Below are 25,198 nucleotides of genomic sequence, written 5' to 3' on the forward strand. Positions count from 1 at the left end.
CCTCCGCCTTGCAGCTGCACGCACCAGGCCCCGCTCACCGGCGTCGAAGAAGTGCTGCCGATTCTCTGCGCCGTGATCCAAACGACAGGCCCTAGGCCCAGGTGTCGCTGCGGGGACCGGGCCCCACAACGAGGATGCGCAGATCGGGGGCCACCTGTCGCCGTTCCGGCCCGAGGTCGTAGTCGACGACCTCCACGGAGTGCCCCACGAAGAACACCCGGACAGGTGACTCAACAGCCTCCGCGGCCAGCAGCCTCGCATCACTCACCGCGCGATCATCCCAGACCGCGATCGACCGCCCCTGACAGCTCACTCAGCGTCATGGGGCTGCCGACGTCGGCTCCGCATACGCGACACCTCAACATGCGAGCCCACCAGTCTCGCGACCGATGTCGGCCTCCCACAGGACTGCGAGTTGATGATCACCTCCGTGGGCGGGTGCTTAAAAGCCTACACTTCTGAGTAAATAGCAGTTTGGGCCTAATTGGCCTTGTGATTCTGGCGGGAGTGTAGCCAGACGCGTCGGATCCGGCGTCCGTTCTGCCCGAAGGTCCGCAGCGAGTAGCGTCCGGCAGCGCTTGGGGGGCGCGGGCGGATCACGTAGGCGTCAGGAGGGCGATTTCTTCATGACCCGGCCCGAGGATCCGCGCACCGCGGCGGCCCGGATGTTCGCCGAGGCCGGTGCGTTCGGCGAGCTTCTGGCCGGGATCGAGTGGGCGGCGACGCCGCTCGGGCCCCCCGAGTCCTGGCCGGGGCCCCTGGTGGACACCCTGCGCCTCATGCTCACGTCTGAGCACGGCATGGCTCTGTACTGGGGCCCGGAGTTCGCCACGCTGTACAACCCGGGCGCCGCACTCATTCCCGGCGCCAAGCACCCCTGGGCGCTCGGCAAGCCGTACAAGGAGGTGTTCCCCGAGGTCTGGGCCCCCGTGAGCTCCCACTTCCACTATGTGATCGACACCCGCAAGTCCATGCTGATCTCCGATGAACCGCTCATCATGGAGCGCCACGGCTTTCCGGAGCAGTGCTACTTCGACTCCTCTTTCCAGCCCGTGCTGCTGGACGACGGCACCGTCGGCGGCGTGCTGCAGATCCTCACCGAGACCACCGGCCGGGTACTGGGCGAGCGTCGGCTGCGCCTGCTGAGCGAGGCCGGCGCCCGCACCGCCGGGCTGCCCACGCCGGGTGAGGTCGCCCGCGTCGTCGCGGAGGTGCTGGGCTCCTATCCCGAGGAGATCCCGTTCCTCGGCCTGTACCTGGCCTCCGAGCCGGGGGTGCTGCGGCCGGCTGCCTCCGCCGGGCTCCAGCAGGCGCCCGAGGCCGTCTCGCAGAGTGCCGCCGCCGGGTCGGAGGTCGCAGCCCGGCTGGCGCAGGTGGTCGCCGACGGTGCCCCTGCCACGCTGCCTGCTGCCGCGTTCACCGGAGGCAACACGGCCGGGCGGCACGCCGCGGCCTCCCGGCTCCCGGTCGAGCAGGTGCTGGCTCTGCCGCTGGACTGTGCGGGCCAGGTGGGAGGCGTCCTGGTGGTGGGCGTCAACCCCTGCTTCCCTCCGGCCGGGACATACCGGGACTTCTTGGAAGTGCTCGCCGCCGCCGTGGCCGGGGCGCTGACGGCCGCGCTCGCCCACGACGAACAGCGCCGGCGGGCGGAGGCGCTGGCCGAGCTGGACCGGGCCAAGACCACCTTCTTCGCCAACGTCAGCCACGAGTTGCGCACCCCGCTCACCCTGCTCCTGGGCCCGCTCCAGCAGACCCTGGCCGACGAGGACCGGCCCGAGCGGCGCGAGCAGCTGGAGCTGGCCGAGCGCGGCGCTCTGCGCCTGCTGAAGCAGGTCAACACCCTCCTGGACGTCGCCAGGGCCGAAGCCGGGCAGATACGCCCGGCCCTTGAGCCGGTCGACCTCGCCCGTGCCACGGCCGAGCTGGCCGGGGTGTTCCGCTCCGCCTTCGAGGCGGCCGGGCTGACGCTGGAGGTGGACTGCCCGCCGCTGTCCAAGCCGGTGTCCCTGGACCGGGAGATGTGGGAAAAGATCATCCTCAACCTGCTCAGCAACGCCCTGAAGTTCACCTTCACCGGCGGCGCCCGAGTGCAGGTGGCCGCGGCCGGCGACCGGGCCCGGCTGACCGTGACCGACACCGGCACCGGCATCCCCGCGGACGAGCTGCCGCGCCTGTTCGAGCGCTTCCACCGAGTCCGCGGAGCCCGCTCCCGCTCCCACGAGGGCAGCGGCCTCGGCCTGGTGCTGGTGAAGGACCTGGTGGAAGCGCACGGCGGTACCGTCGGCGTGGACAGCCGGCCCGGCCAGGGCACCACCGTCACCGTGGACCTCCCCTTCGCCGCCGCCCACCGGCCCCGCCCGAACCCGGCCGCGGACAGCGTCGGATTCGCCGGGGAGACCCTCAGGGAAGGCGAAGGCGGCCGGTCCGGCCGCGCTGCGGCCTATGTGGACGAGGCGCTGGGCTGGCTGGCGACTGAGCCCGTTCCCGCCGCGCCGAGCCCCTCGGCACACACTCCGCCCGCCCCCGCCTCCGCGGCCGACGGCCCTGGCCCGCACGAAACCGACCGCCCCCGCCGGGCCCGCCTGCTGGTCGTCGACGACAACGCCGACATGCGCGCCTACCTCACCCAGCTCCTGGACCCCGACTACGACGTGCTGCTCGCCGCCGACGGCCGGGCGGCCCTGGAGACGGCCCTGGCCCAGCCGGTGGAGCTGGTGCTCAGCGACGTAATGATGCCCCACATGGACGGCTTCGAGCTGGTCCGGGCGCTGCGCGCCGACCCACGCACCGCCCGTTTGCCGATCGTCCTGCTCACCGCCCGCGCCGGCGAGGAGGAATCCGTGCAGGGCCGGCAGGCCGGCGCCGACGACTACCTGGCCAAACCCTTCTCCGCGCGCCAGCTGCTGGCGCGCGTCCGCACCGGGTTGGAGCTGTCCTGGCTGCGTGAACAGGTCCTGACCGAGACCCGTGACCAGCTGGCCGTGCTGGCCACCCTGGCCGACGCGGGCCTGCGGCTGTCCGCCACCCTCGACCCGGACCGCATACTGCAGACCGCCGGACAGATCCTGCTGCCCGACTTCGCCGACCAGATCAGCATCCACCTCACCGCGGCGGCACCCGCCCCGGCCCAGTCGCCCCCGGCATACATCGCCGGCGCACCCCTTCTTGCCCGCGAGGCCCTGGCCAGCGCCGCCACCCACGCGATCAACGGCACCGCCCCAGCCCCAGCCCCAGCCGGCCCGCCCCCGCCGCCCGCCGCCGTGCTGGCCCTGCCGCTGCACGCCCACGACCAGACACTGGGGGCCCTGGTACTGGTCCGGCACACCGACTACTCCGCGGTCGAACACAAGTATCTGGAGAACCTCGCCCACCGCCTGGCCCTGGCCTACGACAACGCCACCCGGTACCACAACGAGCGCCGCCTCGCCCTGACCCTGCAGCGCGCCCTGCTGCCCCACCGCCTGCCCGAGGTGCCCGGGGTGCGCCTGGCCACCCACTACCGGGCCAGCGACCGCGGCGCCGAGGTCGGCGGCGACTGGTACGACGTGCTCGCACTGCCCGACGGTGCCGTGGGGCTGGCCATCGGCGACGTCATGGGCCACGACGTGGAAGCCGCCATCGTGATGGGCCAACTGCGCTCCGCCCTGCACAGCCTCGCGATGGAGGGCGCCGGCCCGGCCCAGGTGCTGGCCAGGCTGGACGCCTACCTGCAGTCGCTCGCCGCCGAACGCTTCGCCACCTGCCTGTACGCGGTCTACGACCCACACCGCCACCGTCTGCGCTACGCCGCCGGCGGGCACCTGCCGCCCCTGCTGGTAGCCGCCGAGACCGCCTACCTGGAGCTGCCCCCGGCGCTGCCGCTGGGACTGGGCAGCACCCCAGTCGACCGCGAGGTGGCGTTCCCGCCCGGCACCAGCCTGCTGCTGTACACCGACGGCCTGGTGGAAAACCGGGCGCTGTCCCTGGACGACTGCCTGGCGTCCCTGTGCCGGACCTGCGGCGCGCTCCCCGTCGCCGCCCGCACCGACCCCCAGCGGATCATCGAACGGGCCCTGGAGCTGCTGAACGTCCCCGACCGGGTCGACGACGACACCGCCCTGCTCGCTGCCACCGCCGAACCATCGGGCCGAACCGGCGACCCGCAAGCTGACGGAAGTGTCATACAAGCGACCGCTACTGCTCGTAGTCACCGGTGACGAACTGTCTTCACCGCTAACAGAGTTGCGAAGCCTGGAATGGCCCGACCGAGTGCTCGGCGGGTTGGCCTGAGGGGCAGTCTGGCGGCATCTGCGATGACGGTCGTGGGCCGTCTTCCAACTACCGGAGCAGGGAGGCAGGTCCCTCCAGGGAAGACCGGTCCGCTGCCGGAACAGAATCCCGTTGATCACCCGCCGGTGGCACTGCCAGCGTCCACCCCGCCCGCGGTTCACCGGCAAGTGCGGCTCCAGCGTCCGTCGCCTCACCCGCGGGGGCGACCGGCAGGCCAACGCCGCGCTCCACCGCATCGTGTTCACCCGCCTGCGGGTCGACCCACGCACCGGGACTACTACGAGCGCCGGATCAAGGAGGGCAAGACCCGACGCGATACCGTCCGTTGCCTCAAGCGCTATGCGGCCCGGAGGTCTTCCACCTGGTCAAATAGATGCATCCAGACCCCCGCTCGTAGGGGCTGTGTGAGAGCGGCGTGCGACGAGAAGCCCTGCAGGTGCGGCCTGGCGGGGCTTCCGAACGGGTGGGTTGCAACGGCGGCGCGGCGCGGTTGCACGCGGTTGTCCTCTTGGGAGCGACCGAAGCAAGGGGCACAACGACGGCACGTGTCATACGGCCGATGCGCAACACACGACTGGGCTTGATGCGCTTTGACGGACATCGAAGATCAGGGGCTTCGGCCCCGGAAGGATGATGTCCATCATGGAGAGCATGGGGAAGAAGAAGCCGCGTTCTCGCCGCTCGTTCACGCCGGAGTTCAAGGCCGAGATCGTCGAGCTGGCGCCCTGGACGAGACCGACCCAGGCCGCCGGCGCGGTCCGATCGTGACTGGGACCAGCTGCGCGCGGTGGCGAAAGGCCGGCGCTCTCCGCTCGCGGCGCTGCGCCCGGCACCGGCACCCGCCTGAGCGCCCCCGCGCCGGTACAGCACTACGCGGGTCCCCCCCCCGATGACGCACAGCGTCCCCAGCCGTGGTCGTCATCCAACCTCTGCGACGCCCGTGGCCGCGAGGATTCCGACGACGATGAGGAAGACACCGACGATCAACGGGCCCAGCCGCACCGCGGATTCGCCCGCCGCGGCGTTGGCCCGCCCGAAGGCTCCTCGCCGGCCTGGGGCGGCCCGGGCGAACTTCCTGCTGTAGAGCACGAGGGCGATGCCGGCGAGGATGCCGAACGCGGCGACGAAGATTCTCATCGAGGCCTCCAAAGTCTCGCGGGGAGAGCGTGTGTCCGCCCCTGGGGGGCCGGACACACGCTCAATGGAACGGTCAACGGACGCACATCAGAATTGGATCTGTAGTCCTCCGCTGCACGTAGGGGTCGAGGCGTAGGTTCCGAGGCCACCCCCGACGCTGGCCGTGGGGGACCCACCCGGACTGCCGCCGATCTGCCCGCCCACGGGGCCGTAGCCGGCGGCGCAGTTGCCGTAGGCCGACGGACCGGAGTCCGCTCCGCCGGTCGATCCCTCGAGGCCGCCGCCCACACCGGGAAGCCCCACGCCGATCTTCACGAAGGGGCCGCTGTTGCCGGAGTCGTCCTGGGAGTAACCACCGCCCAGGCAGACCCAGAAGCAGACTTCACCGCCCACCTGCCAGCTCCACAGGCCCTGCGGGTCGATGCGGTTGACGGGGTCGCCCTCGGCGTAGAGGTAGGGGTTCTCCTACGTCCTGGTCAGTGGCTGGGCCTGGCGCCAATTGCCGCCCTGCTTCGGGATATCGAAGTCGACCGCTCACCGCTGGTTCCTGATCTGGTCGAGAGCCGGACAGCGCTGCTCTGGCCATTCCGCAACTGTAGTAACTGCTGCCTGCTGTAGAGGAATCGGGCGCCACTCAGTGTCAGTGGGCCCTGGCATGATCGCGGTCATGACGACTTCGATCGCGGAAGAGCTCGTCCTCCGGACGGCCGAGAGGCACGGCGTCCCCGGGCCGGTCGCCCAGGAGATACTCACAGGCTCCCGGCCGTGCCTCCACCTGGTCCCCTTCCAGGGCCTGACCCTCGCCCAGCGGGAAGAGGCCCGACCCGCCGCGCGCACGGGCGGCCTCCCCGCCCTGCCTGAGGGCGTCGACTGGCCCGACGGACGCGAACCCCTGGTGCTGACCGTCGACTGTGCGGCGCTCCCTCACGAAGTCCTGGACATCGAGCTGCCGCCCGAAGGAAGCCTGTTGTTCTTCACCGAGATCGAGTACGAGCCGGAGTCGTCGGTGGTGCTCCACGTCCCCGCCGACGCGCGGACCACGGAACGTACGGCGACGTACGAACTCGGGGGCGAGCCGGGGCAGACCACGGTCTACGAACCAGGCGTTCTGTATGCGGTCCCGGGACTGACCGTCGCGCCCGACTGGTACGGCGCCCCCGCGACCAGCGCGTTCCGGAACGGCGGGCCCGACCGGGACGACGTCCTGGACCGTTTCGAGGACGCCGTACGGGAAGCTGCAGCGGGCGGCGCCTCACACGGAGTCTCCGTCCAGCTGGGCGGCTTCTCCCGCCCGTGGCAGTCGGCTCCGGACGAGGGCGACCTCGTCCTCCTGGCACAGATACATGGTCAGTCGATCGACCTCGACGTCTACACCCAGACCCTGATCGTCGGCACCCGCGAGGACATCGCTGGGCGCCGGTACGGAGGCCTGGAGTTCGAGCAGCAGGTCTGATCAGCCCACTGGGTTGCTCACCGCGGCCCTGGCGGTGCGATCGACCACGCACCGGTGTGTTCGGGGTGAGACGTCGGTGGGGTCGCCGACGTACCAGCGGAAGGTGGACAGTGTGAGGTGCGGCGAGGGGAGCGACCCGGTGGTTCACCGGCTGAACAGGCCGGCCTGACCAACCCGCGTGCCACACAGTGAAGTCGCGGTGTGAATGGGGGTCCGGCCGGGGGAGCGTCTCGGCGATCGAGCGAGCCGCCTGCTGATCAGACGGCGACGAGCTCCAGGCCGAAGTAACCGCTACCCACGGGGTACGTCTTCGACCGGCGCCATCCCGAGGCCGCGAACAGGGCGTCGAACTCGGCCAGGTCGCGTTCCATACCGTTCGTCGTGGTGAGCATGGCCATGTCCGACAGGGTGGCCAGGTCGGGCTTGCCGATCTCGCCGACGACCATCTCGACGACCACCGCGCGTCCTCCCTCGTGCACGGCGGACCGGCAGTTGCGCAGGATGGTCGTGCACTGGTCGTCGTCCCAGTCGTGCAAGATCGTCTTCACCAGGTAGAGGTCGGCCGGGGGAACCTCCACGAAGAAGTCGCCGCCCACTGCCGAGAAACGGCCGGACAGACCGCGCTTGTCGGCCTCGCCGCGGGCGGCCTCGACGACGTGCGGCAGGTCGAGGACCTGCCCGCTCAGCCCGGGGTCGGCCTCCAGCAGCGCCAGGACGAAGTCACCGTTCGAACCGCCGACGTCGACGACGGTGGACACACCGGCGGTGGACACGGCGGCCACGGCGCCCTGCGTCACCAGGCCCGACAGGTCTCCCATCGCCTGGGCGAAGAGGGCCGCTTCCTCGGCGTTCTCCGGCTTCGCGTAGTACTCGAAGATCTCCATCCCCAGCGCCTTCTTGGTCTGGGTCCTGCCTTCCCGCACGGCCTCGGAGAAGGTCGCCCAGGACTGCCAGAGCGCCTGGCCGGTCTGGGCCAGCACCAGGGAGCGCATGGAGCCGGGGGCCCCGGAACGCAGCAGGCGGCCCCGGCCGGTGAGACCGAAACGACGGTTCCCCTCGTAGCTCAGCAGGCCGATCGAGGAGGCCGCGCGCATCAGACGGTACGTGGCCTGTGGATGACTGCCCTCGCGCTCGGCCACCTCCTCGGCCGACATCGCTCCGTCGGAGAGGTGGTCGGCGATGTGCAGCGCCGCTATGCCCCTCAGAACCTGGGCGCGGACAAGGCCGATCAGCAGGTCGAAGACAGCGGCTGCATCGGCAGCCGGATCGCTCGACGGAACGTCGGTGCCGAAATTGGTGTCAGACATGACAGCTGGAACCCTTCAGTACTCACCATGAGGCGGAAGCATGGAAGCAAGCGCGCTGTCTCTGTCTTCGCGCGTTGCGACATCGTTGTCCGCCTCGCTCACCTTAGGGAGACCGCGGCGGCGTGCGCTTGTACGACAGCGTCACTCTGATGGAACGTCGGTGCCGGGCGATGCGGGCCGTGGTGGAATCAGGCCGTGAGGGTGCGGCGGTCGTCGGCAGGACGAGGTGAGGGAGGCGTTGAGATGAACGACACGGAACGCGCGGAACCTCAGCCCGACGGACCAGCACCAGGAAGGAAGTTCTTCGTCGACACGACGGCCCCGACTACCGCGACTACACCGACTGCCGCGCAGAACGGCTTCGACGTCTTCCGGCGTGCGTGGGAGTCGCAGATCGGAGACGCGCTCCCGCTGCCGCCCTGGGAGCCGGTCGGATCGGGTGAGTTCCGGGTCCGGGTCCGTGCGTCACAGGTGAACGACACGGTGATCTCGGGCGTCTACGGCGAGTTGATGGCCGGCGGCACCCGGGGCGCCTCCCACCACCTTGAGGACCGGGTCCTGGTGCATGTGATGGGACGCGGCGAGTGGCGCTTCGTCTCTTCGCGCAACCGGGACGAGATCGCCGTACCGGCTGGGCAGTTCATCGTGCGCCACAACGGCCCTCCGGCCCGCTTCGAGTTGGCACCGCATTCGACCGCGAAGGTACTGATCCTGCCGGCCACGCCGCTCAGTCCGCTGATCCGCGACCGGGCGACCGTCGGCCCGGCCGACTCGCCCGAACTACGACTGCTCATGGCGTACACCGAGATGGTCGAGGCGACGCTCGACGACCTGACCCCCGCCGGTGCACGAGCCGCCCGCAACTCCCTACTCGAACTGGTCAAAGGGGTGCTCATGCAGACATTCGACGACACCGAACCCCTGCTGGCCCCCGCGTTGGCCCAGGCGGCCAGGGAGATCGCGGACAGCCTTCTCACCGACCCCGACCTCTCCCCTGCGACTCTGGCCCGCGAACTCAAGGTCTCCGTACGGACGTTGTACCGGGCCTTCGCCGAGACCGGCGACTCGGTGGCCACGTACATCCGCCGCAGACGCCTGGAGCAGTCCCGCCTCGAACTGACGGCGCCGGGTACCCGCCCGAGCGTGTCGGAAATAGCCGCACACTGGCAGTTCGCCGACAGCAGCCACTTCGTCCGCGCCTTCAAGAAGGAGTACGGCCAGACACCCGCCGAGTACGCCCGCAGTCAGCGTCCAGGCCCAGTTCCTTCTCCACCTGGTTCAAGCGGTCGGCTGCCTCGTCCCTGTCCTCATCCATGCTCTCGGCCTCTGTGAAGATGCCGGCATCGGCCGCAGCGTCGATCTCAACGACCAGGTCTTCCTCACCGGAGCGTCGGTAGACAGTGCGGCTCTTGACCACCTGGTCTTCCACAGACTGACGACGATCTCGTTCTTCGTCCGCCGCGGCCGTGGTCACAGCTGACCGGTGCGCGCGATCAATCGGTCGGCGAAGTCCAGGGTCTGGTCGAGGGTGGAAAACGCGGCGAAAGCGTCCACGAACGCCTCGTCCACACCGGACTCGGCAAGGCGTGTGAGCTTGGCGGCGAGCGAGTCAACGGATGTGTTCGGTTCGAGGTTGATTCGCATGGCGGTCTTCAGCGTGTCGGGATCGCGGCCCGCGTCTTCGGCCGCGCGGCGGGCTATCGACCACCAGGCATCGATCACGTCGTCCGGCAGCCCCTCGAACGCGAGCCAGCCGACGCCACTGCGGCCGACCCGGCGCATCGCGGCAGCGCTGGCACCACCGATCCAGATGGGCGGCCCGCCGGCCTGGACCGGGCGCAGATCGGCGTGGATCGGCGGCAGAGTGAAGAAGGGGCTTTCCCAGGCCACCGGATTGGTCGTCCACCACGCCTGCAGGAATGCCAGCAGGTCGTCGAGAATCTTGCCGCGCTGATGCCAATCCGCGCTGCGGGCGATATCGTGCTCGTCCTTCATCCACCCCAGCCCGACGCCCACTTCGAGGCGACCTTCACTGAGCACATCGAGCGTAGTGAGAAGCCGGGCGAGGTGTGGTGGCTCGTAGTAGAACGTGTTGAGCGTGCTGGCGTTCAGCCGCACCCGCCTGGTCGCTGTCGCGGCCACGGTCCAGAGCAACAGAGGATCGAGGGAGCGGGTCATCTCCGGGGGGAACGGTTGCTGTTCGCCGGGGTAAGGCGTGTGCGGTGCGACCGGCGTGACCAGCCGATCGGCCACCCACAGCGAGTCATAGCCAAGGTCTTCGATCCCACGGCAGAAGGCGCTCAGGCCGTGAGCGCTGCCGACGGCGGGTCCTACGGCGGGGATTCCGAAACCAAGCTTCAAAGTGATCCTCCGGGAATAAGAATGAGCGATCGCGCTCTCTGTAATGGCGAACCTCGCCTCGGCATGATCGAGGTCCGCGTGGGAGGCCGCCCTCAGCGATTTACTGGCCGAACGAGGCCGAATGAGGCGTGGCTCCGCGGGGGAGGAGCAGGGGCAAACAAAGCAGGCAGCCGACCCGTTGTCGGCGGCCAATGAGGGAGGCGACCACCCACCTCCGGATGGTGTCCCGCCGAGTGATGCAGCGGCGATCTCTGCGTAGCCCCTGCCCTCCCCTGGCCATGGGTGGCCCGGGCCTGCCGAGCGGACGTGGCGGACCAGCCGCCCGGCTCGGTGCCGCCCAGGCGTTGATGTCCGGCTACAGTCGCGACACGTTTCCGCACTGGATCGAGCAGGGCAGGCACTGCAAGACCCGTGAGTGCAGGGCGGCTTCCGGTCGTGGGGCCGGAGTGTATGACGGCGCGACGTACTGGAGTGCCATGTGAACGCTGGTCTGAGACGTTCCTGGCTGCCGCAGAGGTTCCGGCCGCCCTGACGCGTGGCGAACCGGGCCGTCGCGGCCCTCCGTCAGGTGCGGTGGGGTGTCAGGGTGCGCCGAGGTATGTGGTGGCCTGGATGTCGTGCAGGTGTATGAGGATGTCGTGGGCCTTGCCGAGGGCGGCCGTGTATTCCACGGGGTCGGGCCATCCCGCGCCGATGTTCCAGGTGGCGCGCTCCTTGTCGAGCCATTCGCGCACCGGTCCGGGGGCCGTACGCATGTCGAGGATGTAGTCGTCCCGGCGGGCCTTGTCCAGGGTCTGCTCGTTGGAGCCCGGCTTCGCGCCGTCCACGCGGTAGGTGCGTATCACGTTGTCGTCGGTGCCGAAGGCCTTGAAGGAACCCTTGTGGAACGAGAAGCCGATGCTCGTGTAGCGGCTGCCGAGCGCGTCGCGGAGAAAGGACCCCTGGGTCTTGGGGTACCGCGTGTCGAACGAGTCGTAGGACACATGGGTGTTGTGGGCCGACAGCAGAATCCTGGTCCCGGTGTGCCGGCGCCACCACTCCACGTTCTCGGCCATCACCTGGTCGCGGAGCTTCATCATCGGAGCGATCTGGTCCTCGTCGCCGAGGTCGAATGCAAGGCCCCTGGCCATCTGGTGGATGGCCAGGGCGTGTTGTGTCATCCACTGATGGTCCTGCTTGTCACCGGGGCCTTGGCGTTGTGCACGCAGGAGGGCGTAGACCTTATGGGTCCGCTCCGCCCGCGCTCGGCGCTCGGTGAGCGGCAGCTTCGCGTACTCCTCGGCGAAGGTGCCGGCGTCGGTGGTCGGGGCCAGACCCCGGTACAACTCGGTTACCGGCGCCAGCAGTTGCGGGTATTTCTGCGATACGTAGTCGATGACCCGTGCGTACAGTTCCGGGCCGGCGTAGCCCATGTCGTTGCCCATGAAACGGACCGGGTCGCCTGGGTGGTGGAGGTTGTAGCCCCGCATCCACGTGATGAGGTCGATGTAGTCCTGGTTGTTCCAGATCCGGTAGGAACCCTGGAACTCCTCACGGGCGATGTCCTTGAGTTTGCCCTTGCCCTGCACCACGTACTGGTCGATCCGCGCACCGCTGCTCCAGGGGAGTTCCAGGCTGAAGGTCCTGAAGCCCTTCTCCTCGACCAGATAGCGGAAGACCCGGTGCTTCATGCGGAAGAAGTCCCGCGAACCGTGGGTGGCCTCGCCCAGCCCCACCACCTCGGCGCCCTTGAGCATCCGGCCCAGCGCGTCGAGATCGCGCAGGCTGCCCATGGGGTTTGTGGTCCGCAGGGGGTGGGAGCTGCGGTCGATGCCGGCCACCACACTCTCGCCGCGTTCCCAGGGGGCGGATGCCTGCGAGGCCGGGGCCGGCGAACCGGGCGCCGGGGCGCCCATGGCAGGCGTGGCGACCGCCAGGCTGCTGAGGGAGAGGAGGACCGAGGGGATGATCACTGCCTTGCGTCGGGTCATGCCTACAGATTTCCGTGCGCACAGGGTCGGTCACCAACCCATGTGCTGCCCATCCCGCGGTACAGCAGGCGCTACTCCGGGACTCGGGCTACCCCCTGACACCGTGGCCTTGCAGCCTGGTGGAGCCGGTCGCGAACGCTGAGCGGGCACGGGGGGACGACGAATGGCCATGACGGCTCCGGAGCGGGTGCCGGCACAGCCTGATCAGCCGTTCTCACATGGGTGGCTCTCGCGCGTCAGCCGGTCCTCACCCACACAGCTCGTCGTCGATCAGGTCGTTCTGGGTCTGCTGGCTGGACGAGTCCGAGGAGCCGTCGCCGGACGCGTTCAGAACCACGCCTCGGCGGCCGTCAGCGCTGAATCCGTCGCGGGTGGTGTAGCCGGGGATGTCGCCGCCGTGACCGTAGTAGTAACCGCCGCAGGACAGCGGGATCTCCATCAGGCCAAGGCCGTAGCGTATGCCGGCCCACGCGGGATCCAGCTCCGGGGCCCGTACCGTCGTCTTCATCGCCGCCAGCTGCGCGGGGCGCAGCAGCTTGCCGCTCAGGAGGGCCTGGTAGAAGCGGCTCAGATCGGCCGTCGTACTGATCATGGCGCCCGCCGCGCCCCCGGCGGACGGGTTGAGGGCGGTCACGTCGATCTCCGGGCCTTCCTCGCCGAAGGCGGAGTAGCCGCGCAGATGGCGCCCGGGGATCCGCGGGTCCGTCGTCGGGGTAAGGGTGTTGTGCAGGTCCAGCGGGCGGACGATGCGCGCGGTGACCTCCTGGGTCCAGTCGCGCCCAGTGATCTTCTTGATGATCATTCCGGCGAGGATGTAGTTGGTGTTGGAGTAGCTCCAGCTCGTACCGGGCTGGAAATTCGGGGCGTGCCGTATGCCGATGGCGGCCAGCTGCTCGGCGGTCCAGGCGGTGTAGCGGTCGGCCTGGTAGCCGGCCTTGCTGGTGAGCACGGGGAAGTCCGCCGCGTAGTCGAACAGCCCGCTGGTGTGCTGGAGCAGCTGTCTGACGGTGATCTTGCTGCCGTCGTTGCCGTTGCCGGAGACCACTCCGGGCAGCCAGTGCTCCACGGTGTCGTCCAGTGAAAGGCGTCCCTCGCCGACGAGTCGCAACACCACCGTGGCGACGAACGTCTTGGTGGTACTGGCGATCCGGAACCGGTCGCCGGGGCGTGCACGGTCCCCAGTGGCCTGGTCGGCCACCCCGCCGGCGGCGTTCCGGGTACGTTGAGGTCCGCTCGACCGGACCACCACCCCGACCGTACCCGTCTTCATGATGGCGTCCACATGGGCCTTCAGCGCCGGGCTGTCTGACGCGTGGAGCGTCCCACCGCGCACCGGAACGGCCGCGGTCGCACCCGCGGCGGGAACGACCACGGCGATACCAGCCAGCGCGGTCGCCAATGTCCTGGTCACCACACGGGAGATGAGTTCGCTCTTCATCCGTCGCGCGCTCCTTGCGTTCGTTCAGGCCATTGCCCTGACATGACCACCACGCTAGGAACTCCGGCCCTGCGCCACGATCAAGCAGGCGGGCCGGCCGGCGGGGGTGCACTCACCCCGGAACGGGTAGCGCCTGCTGCATTGACCGGGCTCCGGCCTCGAATGCCACGAGTACTTCAGAGATACGTCTCGGAATCGGAACGGCTGGCGCATCCACGATGGACACGTTGTCGTGACAACCGATGACCACGGACCGGACCACGGGGGCGCCCGCGTTCATCGACGCTCTGACGGAAGCCCTGACGGTCAATCAGATCAGGACAACGATCTTTCCTCGAACCCGTCCGCGCTCGGAGTGGGCGTGCGCTTCTGCGATCTCCCCGAGGTTGTAGGACCGCTCGATGCAGGGCGTGTAGCGGCCCTGGCGGCCGAGTTCGGCCGCCTGCTCGAGAAGCGCGGAGCTGTTCTCCGCGTTGGCCATGTGGACACCCAGGCGCTGGGCGTTCGCGTAGTCGGCGACCGTGGCCACACGAAGGGGGTCGCCGACGATCGTGACGAGGTCGGCAAGGGAACCGGAGGCTGCGGTGTCGAGCGCGATATCGATCCCGCCCGGAGCCAGGGCGGCCAGGCGCTCCTTGAGTCCGGTGCCGTAGGCGGTGGGAACCGCACCGAGAGCGGCGAGGAATTGGTGGTTGCGTTCGCTGGCCGTACCGATCACGGTGGCTCCCTCGGCGACAGCGATCTCGACCGCGGCGCTTCCTACGCCACCGGCGGCGCCCTCGATCAGCAGTGTGCGGCCCTTGAGTGGGCCAAGAGGCTTCAGCCCGTTCAGAGCGGTGACGGATGCCAGTCCCGCGGCGGCGGCCTGCTTGTCGCTCCAGACCTCGGGCGCGGGCGCCCAGGCGGACAGCACCGCCAGTTCTGCGGTCGCGCCGGTGACACCGCCCAGTCCGAAGACGCGGTCGCCGATGCTTACGCCCTGAACGTCGTCGCCGAGCCTGTCGACCACACCCACGGCATCGCGACCGGGGATCGCGGGCAGGTCCACGGGCAGCACCGCGCGGACGGCGCCGCTGCGCACCTTCCAGTCGACAGGATTGACACTGGCTGCTGTGACGCGGATTCGGACCTCGCCGGGGCCGGGTTGCGGCTCGGGCGCCTCCTCCACGATGAGAGTGCCGGTGTCGCCGTACTCGTGGAAACGTGCTGCACGCATGATGTCCTGCCTCGCTTGGTCGAATGGCTCGGTGCGACGGTACGTCCGTACGCTAAAACCTGACGTCAACGTCAGGTGCAAATCGAGCAGAACCCCGAGAGACGGAGGCCCCGTGCGCATCGGTGAGGTAGCCGATCAGGCCGGAGTGAGTGTGCGCGCGCTGCGGTACTACGAGGAGCAGGACCTCTTGCAGTCCGAGCGCACTGCTGGGGGCCAGCGCAAGTACGCGGAATCCGCCGTCGACCGGGTCAGACTGATCCAGCAGCTCTTCGCCGCGGGCCTGCCCAGCCGGTCAGTGAAGCTGGTGGTCCCCTGCGTGGACGCCGGCATCGTCGCCCCAGGACTGCTGGATCACCTGGAGGCTGAACGGGCTCGCATGAGCGAGCGCATCGACGACCTGCTCGCGGCCCGCGACCGGCTCGACGCCGTTATTGCCAACACACGCAATCCCCCACCCGAGTGCGACCACACTCAGCGGTAAGTGCGTGGTTGGATCCCTCGCCGGACGCTAGGTGGCTGAATCACAATGCGGTGACGAGCAAGTACCTCACCTGTGAAGTCCAGCGGTTTGGCGGGACTCGTTCAGCCCGACGATCTCGTGACCGTCGATGCGGACGCTGCCCGACGTCGGCCAGTCGAGCCCGGCGGCACAGTGCATCAGCGTGCTCCTGTCGGAGCCCGAGGGCGCGTACGCCGCGCGGGTATGCCTTGCTGACGCCCTCCAGGGCGATGGAGGGGCGACGGCGGTGCTGGTGGCGTTCATCGCCGGCCCCGCAGGTTCCGCACGACGAGAGTGCCCGCGCACAGGACGGTGATCCCGCCGCACACCAGGTGCACCCAGGTGTCGGCGCCGCCGAAGGAGGCCGCCATGTTGGCGAGCGCGCTGGCCACCACCACCATCCAGAGCAGGGTGCGGGCGATGTCCCCGGAGCTGAGCCGGTCGGCGGGTTCGGGGGTCGTGGTGTGCTGCATGGCGGCTGCTCCCGGAGTCTGGTGGGGTGGTCCCGCGGTGGCCGTGTGCCGTTCCTGCTGTCGTCATCAACGCTACGGACCAGCACCTCTGGCGGCCGATCCCGCGGCCCGCCCGGTTCGGGGTACAGCAGGCTGTACTGTCCCACCGCTCGGGCCACGGCGAACCCGCCGGCGGCATAAGGTCGTTCGCATGACAGCGGGCAGGAGTGGAGCGGCAGACCGACGCGAGAGCCGCGAGAGCTTCAAGGACGTCGCGCTACGGAGCCTGAGCGCCGCCGGTGAGGCGATCGCCCAGCTGGCGTCCGGGCTCAACACGGCCCTGCTCGCCATGCTGTTGCTGCTCTGGCTGACTCTCACCGCCGCGACGAGCGTCTTCGGCGTCGGGCTGCTCATGGCACCCGCGCTCCTGCGCACTCTGCACGCCCTGGCCGGCCGGGAACGCGGCCGGCTAACCCGCTGGGGCCCCGAGGTCGCCGCCCCGGAGCCCCCGCCCGCGCGGCTGCGGGCCGCCCTCGTCGACCGCACCACCCGCGGCGAACTGGGCTGGCTGGTCCGGCACTCCACCGTGGGGGCGCTGCTCGGACTGCTCGGCGTCGTGCTGCCGGTTCTCGCCGTGCGGGACACCGCGTTCCCGCTGTACTGGACGTTCATACCCGAGGGCGCGACCGCCACCTCCGTGGGAATCGGAAACGCGCACACCTGGCCGGACGCCGTCGCCGTGACGCTGCTGGGTGTGGGCTGGATCGCCATCGTCCTGGGGCTGGCGCCCGGTATGGCCCGGCTCCAGGCGGGCCCCGGGCGACGGCTCCTGTCAGCCGGCCCCGATGTCGATCTCTCTCTGCGCGTCGCGGAGTTGACCGCCACACGTGCCGCCGCGCTGGACGCGCACGCCACCGAACTGCGCCGCATCGAACGCTCGCTGCACGACGGTGCGCAGAACCGGCTCGTCTCCGTCGCCGTGCTGATCGGGGCGTCCCGCCGCATGGTGGCCCGCGATCCGGCGGGCGCCGACGAACTCCTGGAACGCGCCCAGTCCGCCGCCGAACAGGCGCTGGCCGAGCTGCGTACGGTCGCCCGCGGCATCCTGCCGCCGGTGCTGGCTGACCGGGGTCTCGCGGGCGCGCTCTCCGGTCTCGCCGCGAACTGCGCGGTGCCCTGCCGGATCGACGTGGACGTGCCCGAACGCTGCGCCGCCTCCGTCGAGGCGACCGCCTACTTCGTGGTCGCCGAGGCTTTGACCAACGTCGCCAAGCACAGCGGCGCCCGGCACGCCGTCGTCACGGCACGCGGCGGCGGGGGCCGACTCCTGCTGTCCGTCGAGGACGACGGCAGGGGCGGCGCCGGGGGCGACTCCCGCGCTTTCGGCTCCGGGGGAGAGGAGGGCGGCTCCGGGCTCAACGGAATCCGTCGCCGCATCGCGGCGCACGACGGCAGGCTCGCCCTGACCAGCCCGCCCGGTGGTCCGACCGTTCTGACAGTGGATCTCCCCTGTGGAGCCTGACATGCGGATCGTGATAGCCGAGGACGATCCCCTGCTGCGTGAGGGGCTCGCCCTGCTGCTGCGCGCCGAGGGGCTCGACGTGGTGGCGACCACGGGCACCCCCGACGAGGCCCTGGTTGCCATCGACGTACACAAGCCGGACGTCGCCATCCTCGATGTACGGATGCCGCCGACCCACACCGACGAGGGGATCGTCGCCGCGGTCGAGGCGCGGCGCCGACGGCCCGACCTTGCCGTGCTCGTGCTGTCCGCGTACGTCGAGCAGAGCTTCGCCACCGAGTTGCTCGGCGGCGGGGTGAACGGCCTCGGATATCTGCTCAAGGAACGGGTCGGCCGGGTCGAGGAGTTCCTGGACGCGCTACGGCGCGTGGCCGGTGGCGGCACCGCCATCGACCCTGAGGTCGTCGCCCAGCTCTTCACCCGCTCCCGCCAGGACACCCGCATGGAACGGCTCAGCCCCCGCGAACGGGACGTACTCGCCCTGATGGCCGAGGGGTTGGGCAACTCCGCCATCGCCGAGAAGCTCGTCGTCACCGACGGCGCCGTCCACAAACACATCCGCAGCATCTTCGCGAAACTCGGCCTGTCCCCGACGGACCAGATGGACCGCCGAGTCGCGGCCGTCCTGCGCTATCTGGAAGATGTACGGCGGCTGGCTTGAGACGGCGTTGGTACAGCCAAGAGCATCCTCGTCCCTGACCGGCCGGCGACTCCCTCAGAGTCGTTCTCTTTCCGAACCCTATGTGAGGTTTTCCGCTGATCAGGCGCGAGATGGACGCCGGCACGGAAGTCTCGGTCCGTTGCTGACCGAGAGTTCGCGGGGGTGGCGGATGCCGTCGATGCGGGCAGTGTCGGAAGCGCGGCAGAAGGACGCGGCGGTGCTGGTGGAGGATCTCGAAGCCGAGTTGGAGCGGGTGCGGGCGGCTCTGGCGGATGTGGAAGAGGTGCTCAGGCGCCGGGTGATCGGTCTCGAGCGGTTCGGGGAGGTGAAGGGGTACGACGGTGCTCCGCTGCCCGCTCCGGCGCTGCCGCCGGTGCCGTTGAAGCCGCGAGGCCGAGTGCGCTGACCTGCGGTCGTGCGTGGATGACGGTCGAGCTCTGCTGACCGGGCTTCTCGGCGCGCGTTGAGGAGCAACTGCCAAGTGACCCGACAGCTCGGTGCTCTCTCCGTTCTTGGCGCCCCCGAAGTCACTACGGGGGCGCCGCCTGGTGTCGGCCGGGTCGGGTTCGCGCCTACCGGACGAGTTCCCATTCCTGCGAGCCGTCCGCCACCGCGTTCTGCAGGGTGAGCGGTGCCCTCTCGGACGCGCCGGTCAGGTACAGGCTGGTGTTCTTGACCGACCGCAGTCTGTAGAAGCCGTCGTCGGTCTTGACGAGGTTCCAACTGCCGGTGGCGCTGTTGTCGACCCACTGGCCGATGCGCTGGCCCGCCGTCGCGTTCCCCGTCCAGATGGCCGCCGCCCGGCCGCCCGACTTGTTCAGCAGCGTCCTGCCGCCGTTGGGCTCGGTCACGATGTGCCAGTACTGGGTGTCCGGGTTCGACGCGGAGCCGGGCTCTTCCAGGCGGACGTCGGGGACGTCTCCGTTGCCGATGCTGGCGTCGTTGGTGTTGTCCCCGGTACCGATCACCTGGTCGGTCTTGCGGTTCACCAACTGGTAGTAGGCGCCCTCCGACTGGCCGAGGTCGACCTCGGCGTAACGGAGGACCGACGTGCCCTCGTTGTTGAGGATCGCGACGCGGCCGGTGCCTTCGACGTACTGCAGGTTGCGGCTGTACGCGCCCCGCGAGGTCGTCTGGTACTCCTTCCACACGCCGTCGCTGCGTCCGCTCTCGTTGACCCAGACGTTGCCGCTGCCGGACGCGTTGTAGACGAGACGACCGCCCGGAAGCCGGATGATCACCGGGCTGCCGCCTGTCGCGAGGGGGCGGGAGCCGGCGTCCACCGGCAGCGAGGTTACCCCCGTACCGGTCGCGGAGCCGCGGTAGAACTCCAGCGGGTTGTCGGCGATCACGTACCTGGTGTTGGTTCCGCCGCCCCAGTACTCGAAGGGGAGCATCCACTTGCCGTCCGTCGTCCGGACGACGTTCGTCATGCCCGGCCGGCCGCCGCCGATCTCCGTCTTGCCGCCTCCCATGTTCTGAGTCAGTCCCGCGACGTCGACCACGGGGGCGCTCCACTGTGCGCTGCGGCCGTCCCAGGTCTTGTGGACGAGGATCTGGCCTCGCGAATCGGTGGCGGTGTCGTTCGCGGGGTCCAGTCGGGGGACGCCGGTGTCCGGGTCGAAGCCCAGGTAGTCGTTCTCGTCGGAGTAGTAGCAGACGAGCTTGCCCTTGTAGACCATCAGGTACGGCTCCCACAGGGGATCCACCTGCCTGTTGGTGTTCGCCGCCGCGACGTTCTGGCCGATCGCGCCCGCGCTGCCGCCCTGCCAGCCGCCGGTCGCGACGACGTTGACGACCTTCCAGGTCGCGCCTTCGTCGGTGCTGGAGTACAGGGCGATCGCCAGGTCCTTGCGGTCGCCGTCGTTGGACGGTGTCCAGTTCGGGTCGGCCGCCTTGCGCTCCTTGTAGTACGCGTCGTCGCCGGACACGACACTGGCGAGGAGCAGCGTGCCCTGCTTCAGGTCTCCGACGTCCTGCGGCAGCGTGTAGAGGTAGGGGTTCGTCCAGTTGCTCGTGTACTTGGCGTACCGGGGATCGCCGGAGAGGTACGCCGGAGCCTTGACCTCCGACAGCGGCTGCCAGGTCGTTCCGTGGTCGTCGCTCTTGTGGACCGGCAGGGTCTGCCTGTCGGCGCTGCCCGTCTCCGTCACGACGGTGGACTTCTCGAACGACGCGACCAGTCGACCGCTCGGCAGCTGCGCCGACTTGGGGTAGACGGCGCAGTTGCCGCGCCCCTTCAGACAGGCTTCGCTGCCGAGCTGGTACAGGACTCCGCCCGTCGGGTTGTACGCCTGCGCTCCGGACGCGGGTATGGCCAGCATCGCGGAGGTCGCGACGAAGGTTCCCATCACCTGCGTCAGTCTTCTTCTGTGCACAGCCCCTCCTGGGGTGATCACTGGGCCGTCGGCCCTTCCGTGGTGATGAACACCCGCACGTCCCACGCGCCGAGGTCGAGCGCGGTCCTGCGGGGAGGGAGCCGCCGTCCAGGAGGTCGGGCGGCTCCGTCGGGGTCGCGACGCGGGCCGGATCCCAGCTCCAGTTGTGGATCACATGGACTCGGTGTCCGTCCGGGGACGTCCCGGTTGTCGCGGTGACGTTCTCCGGCAGCTCCTGCCGGCCGCCGGCCGCGGACGGCACGAGCCACTCGGCCAGGGCCCGGGCGAAATCGCGTCCTGGGACCGTGCCGACGTAGGTGATGCGGCCCGCGCCGTGGCTGCGGGTTGTGACCGCCGGCCAGCGGCCGAAGTGCGGGTGGTCGTACTCGGCGAGCACCGTGGCGTCGACGGCGTTCAGGCACTCGATCCAGTGCGTCGCCGTCGCACCCTGCGGCACTGCGAACGGACCGTCGGCCGGCGCACGCACCGGGACGTCGCCGGTCGAGTTGCTGCACTCGTCGTACGTCACCCCCGCGACCTCGGCCAGCCGGCCCGGCGCCGGTTCGAGTCGGGCGCGTGCCTCGTGGTCGGCGTATCCGGTGCGCCGGCCGAGTACCAGGTGGCCGCCCGCGTGCGCGTAGGCGGCGAGCCAGCTCGGTCGGAGTCTTCATCGCCTTGTCGATGTCGGCCTGGCTGACCGGATCGGAGGACGCGGACGAGTCGCCCGAGCCTCCGCCGCAGGCCGTGAGGGCGGCGCCGAGCGACAGGGCCCCTGTCGCGCCGAGGAAGAGCCGGCGGCTCATCGATGAGGAACTGGCGACGGATCTGGATTCGGGCATGGTGAACTCCGGCCGATGGCGATGGGGTCGGCACGCGGGCGAGGGCGTGCGAGACAGAGGTGAAGGAGAGGAGGGGCAGGGCGTTCGATGAACACCGGCAGCTCAGGCGTCCGACCGAGTCATCGGGGACACCACCGGGGCGTGGCCCGGAGACAGGCGCCCGGGACCGGTGCGTACGGCGACCGCGCGAGGCGGCCACGGTCGTGAGATGTCGGCGCTTCGATCACCGGGCGGGGCGCCCGGGGACGTGAAAGCGCCGGGGCGAGGCAGCAGGGCAGAGCGCGGCGGATGCGCGGGTGCGGGTGTCGGTGTCGGAGCTCGGCTCCGGCCGACGGGGCGGCTCACGCATCAGCCGGCAGCTCCGCGAGACAGGGGCTGGTCAGCGGTGGGGGCGGGACCTCCGATCGGGGCGGCCGAGTCGCCGGGGTGAGTACGGGAGAGCTGGTCGGCGCGTCGCCCGCCCGCCAGGTCCGGCGGGGGCGCGGTCGACGCACGGACGACGAGATCGACCGGTGGGCCGCTCGCCGGAACCGGATCGGCCCGCGGGTTCTCGATGGCGTGCACGAGACGCTTGAGCCCCTCCTGCGCCACGGCGTCGAAGGGCTGGCGCACCGTGGTGAGGGGAGGAGTCACATAAGCGGCGACCGGGATGTCGTCGAAGCCGACGACGCTCACGTCCTCCGGCGCGCGCCGGCCCGATTCCGCCAGCGCGCGCAGCAGGCCGATGGCCATGTCGTCGTTGGCGGCGAACACCGCGGTCACCTCCGGATCGGCGGCCAGAGCGCGGCCCGCCGCGTAGCCTGACGCGGCCGACCAGTCGCCTTCGATGACCGGCGGCTCGTGGCTGCCGTGAGCGGCCAGCGCCGCCCGCCATCCGCCCAGCCGGTCACGGGCGGCATACCAGCGCTGTGGTCCGGCGAGGTGATGGACCGTCGTATGCCCGAGACACAGAAGGTGTTCTGTGGCCGCCCGCGCCATCAGGCCGGCGCCGACGCCCGCCGTGAGCACCGTGGAGCCGGCGAACGGCGGCGGCGCCCCGAGCACCAGGACCGGTACGGCGACGGAGGGTTCCCACTGCTCCCCCTCGTCGCTCTGCTCGTCGATCGGCTCGGAGATGACGATGCCGTCCACGCCCTGGTCGAGGAGCGAGTTCACGGCACCCGGGACACCGCCCGGGTCCCCTTCCAAGGTGTTGACCACGCGCAGCGCGTACCCGGTGTCCCGGGCGGCCCGCTCGATGCCCATGAGCAGCGAGGCGGGTCCGTAGAGGGCGGTCCCCAGCGTCACCACGCCGATGGTGTGGGTCCGCCCCGAGGCCAGCGCCCGGGCGGCGTTGTTGCGACGGTAGCCGAGTTCCTCGGCGGCTTCGAGGACGCGGCGGCGGACGTCGGCGGAGACGTACGGCTCGTCGTTGAAGACCCGCGACACGGTCTTCTGGGAGACCCCCGCCAGCCGGGCCACGTCGACACTGCGCGGCGCGGCAGGACCCCTGCCACGCCCCGGTGCTCGCGTCATGGTGTCTCCTCGGGTCCGGCGGCATGAGGCCCCCGTCTGTCCGTGTGACTGCGCTGTCATGTCAGCGCAGTCATATGTACGCATCCGAACAGAGCGCGTCAAGGCTTCGCGCAGGATTCGGGTGAGTCCGGCCGCCGACCGGCCAGGGCCGCAGGGGGCGTCACCATCCGGATGCCGCTCGCCCGCGCGGAGTTGACTCGGATCAGTACTCGCAGCCCGGGAGCCCCGGGCCGGAATCTGGTGCTGTCCTCGTCCTCATCAAGCTGGGCACCGAGGTCTGCGGGCGCCACTTCATTGTTGGAAGACGGCCGTCGCCACCGGAACTGCCAGCAGCAGGCTGAGTCCGACCAGCAGGAGGCGGTCCAGCCACAGGACGGCGGCGAATTCGCGCAGTGTCGCGGCCAGCCAGTAGGCGGGGGAGGTCGGCGCGCCCACGACATGGACGGGCACGCCGACGCGGCGGGCCAGCAGGGTCGTGCGGTAGACGTGGAAGCCGCTGGTGACCACCGTGGCGCGGCGGCCGGGAGCGGTCCCGTCCACGAGGGCCGCGCTGAAGCGGAGGTTCTGCCCGGTGTTGACGGAGCGGTCTTCCCGCACGATCCGGTCGGCGGGCACTCCGCGTCCGCGCAGATAGTCGGCCATCGCGTCGGCCTCGGAGCGGACCTCGTCGTCGCCCTGGCCGCCCGAGAGGACGAACACCACACGAGGCGTGTCCGGTGCGGGAGCGGCGTCGATCGCAAGGGCGCGCTCGAGCCTGCGGGTCAGGAGCGGGCCGGGCCGGTCGCCGTCGAGCCCGGCGCCCAGGACGACGACATGAGTGGTGTCCGGCAGGGGGGCGCTACGGCCCCGGGCGAACACGTAGCCGGCGAAGACGAGGAAGAGCAGAATGAGGTATCCCGCGACCGCGTTCACCGCGACCACTAGGACACCGAAAGCCTCACCGCCGACCACGTGGAAGACCGCGTCGAGGCCGAGCACCGCCAGCACCGCGCAGCCGGAGGCCCCGGTCGCCACCAGGGCTGCCTGCGGTCCGAAGCGCCGGACCAGGAGGACGCCGTCGGCCAGCAGCAGCACGCCCAGCGCGAGCGCCAGGAGCAGGGCGCCGACGGCGAGGACGGTGGCGACGGTCGGATGGTCCGCCGCACTGCGAACGGCCACGCCAAGTCCGGCAGACGTCACCGCGAGGCAGAACAGGACGGCGGTGGAGAACCGGTGCGGTGCCAGCAGGGCGCTGACGACGCCGCCCACGGCGAACACGACCGCCGCGAGGTACTCCGGGTACTCCGGCATGTGCCGCCCCCTCCGCTCTTCCGCCCGCCCTTCTCGTCGCACGCGGGTTCCTGGCCCCGGTACGGACGGCTGCCGGCCATCCTCCCAGACCTGCTGTGGTGCGCCGAACGCGCGCGGGCGGTGGTGCGTTCGGCGGGACGGCATCGCCAAGGGCGAGATGAAGTGGGGCTGACCATGACCGACTTCGCGGCGTCCACCGCCACCGCCGATGTCGTACGGCGTCAGTACCTGGCCTCCGCGGCCGGTGACCTGGAGGCTCTGCGCACCACCCTCGCCCCCGACGTGGAGTGGACGGAGATGGCCGGCTTCCCCCTGGCCGGCACCTACCGCACCCCGACGGAGTCACCTCCAACGTCATGGAACAGCTGGGCAAGGAGTGGGACGGCTGGACCACCCACGACGCCACCCACGTCGTCGACGGCGAGAACGTCGTCGTCCTCGCCCGCTACACGGCGGCCAACAAGGCCACCGGCAAGGACATCGACGTGCGGGTCGCCCACCACTTCGTCGTGCGCGGCGGCCTGATCGTCCGGTGCGATGCACACCCCGTGGATCTTCGACCCCCAGCGTGAAAGGCTCGACGCCCGCGGCATCCCCTCCCAGGCCGCACAGCTGCCCAGCAACGATCCCGACAGCGCGGCCGCCCAGGGGCTGACCGAGGACGTCGAGGTGGTGCGCGCCGCCGTCGCGGCCGTCGACGGACCCGTCGTACTCGCCGCGCACTCCTACGGCGGAGTACCCGCCACCTGGGCCGCCGCCGCATCGGACCGGGTCGCCGAACTCGTCTGCATCGCCGGCTTCGCCCTGGAAGCCGGCACCTCGATGATGGAGTGGATGGGCGGCGGCTTCCCGCCCACCTGGATCCACTCGCCCCGACGGCCTGGCCGTCAA

At 70.2% G+C, this 25,198-nt stretch carries 19 protein-coding genes and 6 pseudogenes; 11 read left to right on the forward strand and 14 right to left on the reverse strand.

Features of this window, described 5'->3' with window-relative positions; all coding sequences use genetic code 11:
* Window positions 1-91: 91 nt before the first annotated feature.
* Window positions 92-268, reverse strand: a complete 177-nt coding sequence (locus tag ACFZBT_RS27670) for a hypothetical protein (RefSeq protein ID WP_391108716.1) — start codon at window positions 266-268, stop codon at window positions 92-94.
* A gap of 358 nt (window positions 269-626) precedes the next feature.
* Between ACFZBT_RS27670 and ACFZBT_RS27675 the strand changes: the two genes are divergently transcribed.
* The gene (locus ACFZBT_RS27675) at window positions 627-4,196 is read left to right on the forward strand and encodes a SpoIIE family protein phosphatase (RefSeq protein WP_391108719.1); all 3,570 of its coding nucleotides are present in this window, start codon (window positions 627-629) and stop codon (window positions 4,194-4,196) included.
* 90 nt (window positions 4,197-4,286) lie between these two features.
* Here the strand turns inward: ACFZBT_RS27675 and ACFZBT_RS27680 are convergent.
* Window positions 4,287-4,505 (reverse strand): annotated as a pseudogene (locus ACFZBT_RS27680) (transposase); the annotation flags it as partial.
* 406 nt (window positions 4,506-4,911) lie between these two features.
* Between ACFZBT_RS27680 and ACFZBT_RS27685 the strand changes: the two are divergent.
* A complete protein-coding gene (locus ACFZBT_RS27685) occupies window positions 4,912-5,037 on the forward strand; it encodes a hypothetical protein (RefSeq protein ID WP_391108722.1) in 126 nt (41 codons plus the stop codon).
* Between the two features lie 150 nt (window positions 5,038-5,187).
* On the opposite strand, the gene ACFZBT_RS27690 is transcribed toward ACFZBT_RS27685, so the two are convergent.
* Window positions 5,188-5,406, reverse strand: coding sequence for a hypothetical protein (locus ACFZBT_RS27690; RefSeq protein ID WP_391108725.1), 219 nt, complete (start codon window positions 5,404-5,406; stop codon window positions 5,188-5,190).
* Window positions 5,407-5,872: 466 nt separating this feature from the next.
* On the opposite strand from ACFZBT_RS27690, the pseudogene ACFZBT_RS27695 reads away from it, so the two are divergent.
* Together ACFZBT_RS27695 and ACFZBT_RS27700 are read left to right on the forward strand one after the other, a co-directional pair.
* Window positions 5,873-5,974 (forward strand): annotated as a pseudogene (locus tag ACFZBT_RS27695) (IS5/IS1182 family transposase); the annotation flags it as partial.
* Between the two features lie 99 nt (window positions 5,975-6,073).
* A complete protein-coding gene (locus ACFZBT_RS27700; protein ID WP_391108728.1) occupies window positions 6,074-6,859 on the forward strand; it encodes a DUF1963 domain-containing protein in 786 nt (261 codons plus the stop codon).
* 257 nt (window positions 6,860-7,116) lie between these two features.
* On the opposite strand, the gene ACFZBT_RS27705 is transcribed toward ACFZBT_RS27700, so the two are convergent.
* Entirely contained in the window at window positions 7,117-8,166 is a 1,050-nt protein-coding gene (locus ACFZBT_RS27705) for a methyltransferase (RefSeq protein WP_391108731.1), read from the reverse strand.
* Window positions 8,167-8,409: 243 nt separating this feature from the next.
* Here ACFZBT_RS27705 and ACFZBT_RS27710 point away from each other — a divergent pair, with 243 nt between their 5' ends.
* A complete protein-coding gene (locus ACFZBT_RS27710) occupies window positions 8,410-9,498 on the forward strand; it encodes a helix-turn-helix domain-containing protein (protein ID WP_391108734.1) in 1,089 nt (362 codons plus the stop codon).
* A 138-nt stretch (window positions 9,499-9,636) separates the two neighbouring features.
* On the opposite strand, the gene ACFZBT_RS27715 is transcribed toward ACFZBT_RS27710, so the two are convergent.
* The 4 genes from ACFZBT_RS27715 to ACFZBT_RS27730 form a co-directional block, all read right to left on the reverse strand.
* Window positions 9,637-10,527 (reverse strand): TIGR03619 family F420-dependent LLM class oxidoreductase, encoded by an 891-nt coding sequence (locus tag ACFZBT_RS27715; protein WP_391108737.1) that lies wholly within the window; start codon window positions 10,525-10,527, stop codon window positions 9,637-9,639.
* Window positions 10,528-11,108: 581 nt separating this feature from the next.
* Complete coding sequence (locus tag ACFZBT_RS27720) at window positions 11,109-12,497, reverse strand: erythromycin esterase family protein (protein ID WP_391108741.1); 1,389 nt, start codon at window positions 12,495-12,497, stop codon at window positions 11,109-11,111.
* Window positions 12,498-12,744: 247 nt separating this feature from the next.
* Window positions 12,745-13,935: a serine hydrolase gene (locus ACFZBT_RS27725; protein ID WP_391108744.1), complete on the reverse strand. Its 1,191-nt coding sequence runs from the start codon at window positions 13,933-13,935 to the stop codon at window positions 12,745-12,747.
* 310 nt (window positions 13,936-14,245) lie between these two features.
* The gene (locus ACFZBT_RS27730; RefSeq protein ID WP_391108747.1) at window positions 14,246-15,151 is read right to left on the reverse strand and encodes an alcohol dehydrogenase catalytic domain-containing protein; all 906 of its coding nucleotides are present in this window, start codon (window positions 15,149-15,151) and stop codon (window positions 14,246-14,248) included.
* Window positions 15,152-15,263: 112 nt separating this feature from the next.
* On the opposite strand from ACFZBT_RS27730, the gene ACFZBT_RS27735 reads away from it, so the two are divergent.
* Entirely contained in the window at window positions 15,264-15,632 is a 369-nt protein-coding gene (locus ACFZBT_RS27735) for a MerR family transcriptional regulator (RefSeq protein ID WP_391108750.1), read from the forward strand.
* Between the two features lie 278 nt (window positions 15,633-15,910).
* On the opposite strand, the gene ACFZBT_RS27740 is transcribed toward ACFZBT_RS27735, so the two are convergent.
* Complete coding sequence (locus ACFZBT_RS27740; RefSeq protein WP_391108754.1) at window positions 15,911-16,123, reverse strand: hypothetical protein; 213 nt, start codon at window positions 16,121-16,123, stop codon at window positions 15,911-15,913.
* 190 nt (window positions 16,124-16,313) lie between these two features.
* Between ACFZBT_RS27740 and ACFZBT_RS27745 the strand changes: the two genes are divergently transcribed.
* From ACFZBT_RS27745 to ACFZBT_RS27755, 3 genes are all read left to right on the forward strand, one after another.
* Window positions 16,314-17,624 (forward strand): sensor domain-containing protein, encoded by a 1,311-nt coding sequence (locus tag ACFZBT_RS27745; protein ID WP_391108757.1) that lies wholly within the window; start codon window positions 16,314-16,316, stop codon window positions 17,622-17,624.
* 1 nt (window position 17,625) lies between these two features.
* Window positions 17,626-18,285 carry a response regulator gene (locus tag ACFZBT_RS27750; protein ID WP_391108760.1) on the forward strand — a complete coding sequence of 220 codons (660 nt, stop codon included), beginning with the start codon at window positions 17,626-17,628 and terminating at the stop codon, window positions 18,283-18,285.
* A 178-nt stretch (window positions 18,286-18,463) separates the two neighbouring features.
* Window positions 18,464-18,691, forward strand: coding sequence for a hypothetical protein (locus ACFZBT_RS27755; RefSeq protein WP_391108763.1), 228 nt, complete (start codon window positions 18,464-18,466; stop codon window positions 18,689-18,691).
* Window positions 18,692-18,857: 166 nt separating this feature from the next.
* Here the strand turns inward: ACFZBT_RS27755 and ACFZBT_RS27760 are convergent, their stop codons facing one another.
* The 5 genes and pseudogenes from ACFZBT_RS27760 to ACFZBT_RS27780 form a co-directional block, all read right to left on the reverse strand.
* Window positions 18,858-20,636 carry an RICIN domain-containing protein gene (locus ACFZBT_RS27760; RefSeq protein WP_391108766.1) on the reverse strand — a complete coding sequence of 593 codons (1,779 nt, stop codon included), beginning with the start codon at window positions 20,634-20,636 and terminating at the stop codon, window positions 18,858-18,860.
* A gap of 352 nt (window positions 20,637-20,988) precedes the next feature.
* A pseudogene (locus ACFZBT_RS27765) lies at window positions 20,989-21,282 on the reverse strand (beta-galactosidase trimerization domain-containing protein); the annotation flags it as partial.
* 31 nt (window positions 21,283-21,313) lie between these two features.
* Window positions 21,314-21,502: pseudogene (locus tag ACFZBT_RS27770) on the reverse strand (sugar ABC transporter substrate-binding protein); the annotation flags it as partial.
* Window positions 21,503-21,850: 348 nt separating this feature from the next.
* On the reverse strand, window positions 21,851-23,017 hold the full coding sequence (locus ACFZBT_RS27775) for a substrate-binding domain-containing protein (protein ID WP_391108769.1): 1,167 nt from the start codon (window positions 23,015-23,017) through the stop codon (window positions 21,851-21,853).
* A 291-nt stretch (window positions 23,018-23,308) separates the two neighbouring features.
* A complete protein-coding gene (locus ACFZBT_RS27780; protein ID WP_391108772.1) occupies window positions 23,309-24,307 on the reverse strand; it encodes an ElyC/SanA/YdcF family protein in 999 nt (332 codons plus the stop codon).
* A gap of 174 nt (window positions 24,308-24,481) precedes the next feature.
* Here ACFZBT_RS27780 and ACFZBT_RS27785 point away from each other — a divergent pair.
* A pseudogene (locus ACFZBT_RS27785) lies at window positions 24,482-24,879 on the forward strand (nuclear transport factor 2 family protein).
* Window positions 24,845-25,180 (forward strand): annotated as a pseudogene (locus ACFZBT_RS27790) (alpha/beta fold hydrolase); the annotation flags it as partial. The pseudogenes ACFZBT_RS27785 and ACFZBT_RS27790, both read left to right, overlap by 35 nt.
* Window positions 25,181-25,198: the final 18 nt, after the last annotated feature.

The sequence above is a fragment of the Streptomyces sp. NPDC008137 genome, from assembly GCF_042957035.1.
GTDB lineage: Bacteria > Actinomycetota > Actinomycetes > Streptomycetales > Streptomycetaceae > Streptomyces.

Coding starts and splice junctions, on each gene's coding strand:
- ACFZBT_RS27685 (WP_391108722.1), top strand. CDS start 4,912: ATGGAGAGCATGGGGAAGAAGAAGCCGCGTTCTCGCCGCTCGTTCACG.
- ACFZBT_RS27740 (WP_391108754.1), bottom strand. CDS start 16,123: ATGCAGCACACCACGACCCCCGAACCCGCCGACCGGCTCAGCTCCGGG.
- ACFZBT_RS27780 (WP_391108772.1), bottom strand. CDS start 24,307: ATGCCGGAGTACCCGGAGTACCTCGCGGCGGTCGTGTTCGCCGTGGGC.
- ACFZBT_RS27675 (WP_391108719.1), top strand. CDS start 627: ATGACCCGGCCCGAGGATCCGCGCACCGCGGCGGCCCGGATGTTCGCC.
- ACFZBT_RS27725 (WP_391108744.1), bottom strand. CDS start 13,935: ATGAAGAGCGAACTCATCTCCCGTGTGGTGACCAGGACATTGGCGACC.
- ACFZBT_RS27700 (WP_391108728.1), top strand. CDS start 6,074: ATGACGACTTCGATCGCGGAAGAGCTCGTCCTCCGGACGGCCGAGAGG.
- ACFZBT_RS27705 (WP_391108731.1), bottom strand. CDS start 8,166: ATGTCTGACACCAATTTCGGCACCGACGTTCCGTCGAGCGATCCGGCT.
- ACFZBT_RS27760 (WP_391108766.1), bottom strand. CDS start 20,636: ATGGGAACCTTCGTCGCGACCTCCGCGATGCTGGCCATACCCGCGTCC.
- ACFZBT_RS27750 (WP_391108760.1), top strand. CDS start 17,626: ATGCGGATCGTGATAGCCGAGGACGATCCCCTGCTGCGTGAGGGGCTC.
- ACFZBT_RS27690 (WP_391108725.1), bottom strand. CDS start 5,406: ATGAGAATCTTCGTCGCCGCGTTCGGCATCCTCGCCGGCATCGCCCTC.
- ACFZBT_RS27775 (WP_391108769.1), bottom strand. CDS start 23,017: ATGACGCGAGCACCGGGGCGTGGCAGGGGTCCTGCCGCGCCGCGCAGT.
- ACFZBT_RS27745 (WP_391108757.1), top strand. CDS start 16,314: ATGACAGCGGGCAGGAGTGGAGCGGCAGACCGACGCGAGAGCCGCGAG.
- ACFZBT_RS27730 (WP_391108747.1), bottom strand. CDS start 15,151: ATGCGTGCAGCACGTTTCCACGAGTACGGCGACACCGGCACTCTCATC.
- ACFZBT_RS27720 (WP_391108741.1), bottom strand. CDS start 12,497: ATGACCCGACGCAAGGCAGTGATCATCCCCTCGGTCCTCCTCTCCCTC.
- ACFZBT_RS27755 (WP_391108763.1), top strand. CDS start 18,464: ATGCGGGCAGTGTCGGAAGCGCGGCAGAAGGACGCGGCGGTGCTGGTG.
- ACFZBT_RS27710 (WP_391108734.1), top strand. CDS start 8,410: ATGAACGACACGGAACGCGCGGAACCTCAGCCCGACGGACCAGCACCA.